The following is a 3,521-nucleotide window of genomic DNA, read 5'->3' on the forward strand; positions in this document are numbered from 1 at the left end:
ATCAACTTGCAAGCCTCAACGTCACGCATTCCGACGTCACGGGGACGATCCCGCGCAACCCGGCGCTGCAGTCTCCGTCGCGCTATCAGGCCTCCGATTTTCCCAAGGTCGATCGCACCTTGAAGGGTGATCGTCTCGTGATCGCGCCGCCGGCGCCTGCCGCGACCGATCAGCCGGTCGCTCCCGCCGCGGCAGCTCCGAAGGACGCGCCGGCCGACTCCAACGCCTCGGTGTTCGGCACCAAGACCGCCGCACTTCCCGACGTGGCGGCACCGGCTGTTGCGCCGGCCAGCGCGCCCTCGGCGCAAGCCGCCGCGCTCGATCCGGAATTGAGCGAAGCGCTGCGCGCGCCGCCGCTCGCGCAATATCAGTCCCAAGCTGCGCCAGCCGATGACGCCAAGCTGCACGCCAAGGAGGCCGACAAGGACGCCGTGGCCGATGCGGACGATGATGGCCCGGTCTCCTATGACGCCCTCAATGTGAAGACCGCGAGCCTCTATTTCGGCACCTCATCGCTCGGTGGCGCAGCCGGCAGCATGGAAAGCTGGCAGCCCGGCCAGGCGCCGCTGATCGTGCTGCCGGATCCGGATCTCAAGCCGCCGGCCGCTGACGAGCCTGCAAAGACCGATGACAGCGGTCAGAGCGTCGCGCCGAAGGGCGAGGTCAATGCCGACAACCAGCGCGCCTTGACACCGGCCGAGCGGCTCGGCCTCACCGAGGCGAAGCCGCGTGCGAAGTCCGAGAAATGCCTTGCGGAAGCAGTGTATTTCGAAGCGCGTGGCGAGGCGGTGCGCGGCCAGATCGCCGTCGCGCAGGTCGTGCTGAATCGCGCCTTCTCCGGTTACTATCCGACCACCGTCTGTGGCGTGGTCTATCAGAACAAGTACCGGCACTTCGCCTGTCAGTTCACTTTTGCCTGCGACAACACGCCGGACGTGATCCGCGAGCCCGACATGTGGGACCGCGCCAAGAAGATCGCCAAGGCGATGCTCGACGGCCAGATCTGGCTGCCTGAGGTCGGCAAGTCGACGCACTATCATGCTTACTGGGTGCGACCGTCCTGGGTGTCCGAGATGAAGCGGATGTACAAGTTCGGCGTCCACACCTTCTACCGGCCGAAGGCCTGGGGCGACGGCAGCGATGCGCCGAGCTGGGGCACGCCGGCGCAGACCGCGGCGCTCTCGGCAGAACTGACCGAGGAAGCCAAGAGCTCGGCGGAAATCAATCCGAACGTGGTGCGGCGCTAAGCCTTAGCACGTAGCGCTAAAAAAATGTCATTCCGGGGCGAGGCCGAAGGCCTCGAACCCGGAATCTCGAAATTGGCTTGCGTCTCCCATCATGTCGAGATTCCGGGTTCGATGCTAGCGCATCGCCCGGAATGACGCTTTCGGACTCACGCCTCAATGTCGATCGCGACGTCGAAGTTCGGTGCCGAATGGGTCAGCGCGCCTGATGAGATGTAGTCGACGCCGGTTGAGGCGATGGCGGCGATCGTGTCCAAGGTGACATTGCCGGAAGCCTCCAGCACGACCCAGCCCTGCGTGCGCTCCACGGCCTTGCGCAAGGTGGCGACATCCATGTTGTCGAGCAGCACGGCATCCGCGAGCCTGGTGTCGAGCACCTCATCGAGCTGCGCCAGCGTATCGACCTCGATCTCGATCTTGACCAAGTGACCGGCGCGGCTGCGCGCGCGTTCGAGCACGGCGCGGATGCCGCCCGCGACGGCGATGTGGTTGTCCTTGATCAGCATCGCATCGTCGAGGCCGAAGCGATGGTTGAAACCGCCGCCGCAACGCACGGCGTATTTCTCCAGCGCGCGCAGCCCCGGCGTGGTCTTGCGGGTGCAGCAGATGCGCGTCGTCGTGCCCGCGGTACAGTCGACATATTGCGCGGTGCGCGTCGCGATGCCGGAGAGGCGGCCGACGAAATTGAGCGCCGTGCGCTCGGCGGTGAGCACGCCGCGTGCGGGCCCTGCGATCGTCAGCAGATGCTGGCCCGGCGTCACGCTTGCGCCGTCGCGGACATGCGCCGTGATGTCGATGTCGGGCGCCAGCATCTGCAGGGTGGCGACCGCGAGCGGCAGGCCTGATATCACGCCGCCCTGGCGCGCGACCATCGCCGCCTGGGCGCGGATGTTTTCAGGAATGGTTGCCGTCGAGGTGACGTCGCCGGCGCGGCCGAGGTCCTCGTCGAGCGCGCGCCGCACCGCTTCGTCGATCGCAAGCGGCGACACGAACGCGTCCGGATACAACAGTGAGCTGGGCGTCATTGCGAACCTCAATCATCTCAGGCGGTGATCGGCCGGCTCAGGCGGTCATCGACCGCTGGGGGCGCGGACGGGCCGCAATCTCGTCGGCAACCTTTCGGGCGGCGTCGAGCGTGGTCATGGTGCGCTGGGCCAGCGCCGGATTGTCGGCGGGATGGTCGGCACGGTAATGCGCACCGCGGCTTTCGCGCCGGCCGACAGCGGCCGTCGCGACCAGCAGCGCCGCGGTCGCCATGTTGCGCAAAGCCAGGCTGGTGCTCTCACGCTCCAGCTTCGCCAGCGCCACGACGGCTTCTGCCAGCCTTTCGTCGTCGCGCACGACGCCGACCTGCGCGCTCATCAGATCACGCAGCGCCTTCTGGGCAAATGGCGGCACCGCGCCGCCTGATGCCGTGACGAGGCCGGCAGGAACGGCGGTCGCGGCCGCGATGGTCTGGCCCGCAATGTCCTCGGCGATCCGCGCCGCGTAGACCACCGCTTCCAGCAGCGAATTCGAGGCGAGGCGGTTGGCGCCATGTGCGCCGGTCGACGACACCTCGCCGGCTGCCCACAGGCCCTGCAGCGAGGAGCGGCCGCGCGCATCCACCGCGATGCCGCCCATGTGGTAATGTGCAGCCGGCGCGATCGGAATCGGCTGTCGCGTCGGATCGATCCCGGCAGCGATACAGTATTGGTACACGGTGGGGAATTTTTCCGCGAACTCGTCGCCGAGCGCTTCGCGCGCGTCGAGAAAGGCGCCGCGACCGGCGGCGATCTCGGCCGCCACGCCGCGCGCGACGATGTCGCGCGGTGCGAGCTCCGCCAGCGTATGCCGCGCCAGCATGAAGCGCTGGCCACGCCGGTTGACCAGGATCGCGCCTTCGCCGCGCAGCGCCTCGGTGACAAGCGGCGACGGATCGCAGCCGGCCATCATCGCGGTCGGGTGGAATTGCACGAATTCGGGATCGGCGACGACGGCGCCGGCGCGCGCAGCGATGGCAAGTCCTGTTCCGCTGGCTTCCTGCGGATTGGTCGTGACCGCGTAGAGATGACCGATGCCGCCGGTCGCCAGCACCACCGCGCGCGAGGCGATGACGACAGGCCTTGCGTCGGCGTCGTCGACCTTGCGGAGCTGCAGTCCGATCACGGCATCGTCGTCGGTCAGCAGCGCTTCCGCGGCATGACCTTCGACGAGGTGGATCGAGGGCGTGTTGCGGACGGCCGCAACCAGCGCCGCAAGGATCGCCTGTCCGGCCATGTCGCCGCGCACGCGCAC

At 67.8% G+C, this 3,521-nt stretch carries 3 protein-coding genes; 1 reads left to right on the plus strand and 2 read right to left on the minus strand.

Translation table 11 applies throughout. The features are described from left to right. A partial coding sequence (locus WA702_RS18470; protein WP_425111975.1) for a cell wall hydrolase occupies positions 1-1,247 on the plus strand: 1,247 nt, incomplete at its 5' end. 146 nt (positions 1,248-1,393) lie between these two features. Here the strand turns inward: WA702_RS18470 and nadC are convergent. Together nadC and WA702_RS18480 are read right to left on the minus strand one after the other, a co-directional pair. After that, a complete protein-coding gene (nadC, locus tag WA702_RS18475; RefSeq protein ID WP_425111976.1) occupies positions 1,394-2,269 on the minus strand; it encodes a carboxylating nicotinate-nucleotide diphosphorylase in 876 nt (291 codons plus the stop codon). 37 nt (positions 2,270-2,306) lie between these two features. Beyond that, positions 2,307-3,521 (minus strand): L-aspartate oxidase (locus WA702_RS18480; protein WP_425111977.1); only part of this gene is annotated, 1,215 nt, incomplete at its 5' end.

This window comes from Bradyrhizobium sp. (assembly GCF_049798375.1).
Classification (GTDB): domain Bacteria; phylum Pseudomonadota; class Alphaproteobacteria; order Rhizobiales; family Xanthobacteraceae; genus Bradyrhizobium.

Excerpts from the sequence above, each read along its gene's own strand:
- nadC (WP_425111976.1), bottom strand. The coding sequence starts at position 2,269 with ATGACGCCCAGCTCACTGTTGTATCCGGACGCGTTCGTGTCGCCGCTT.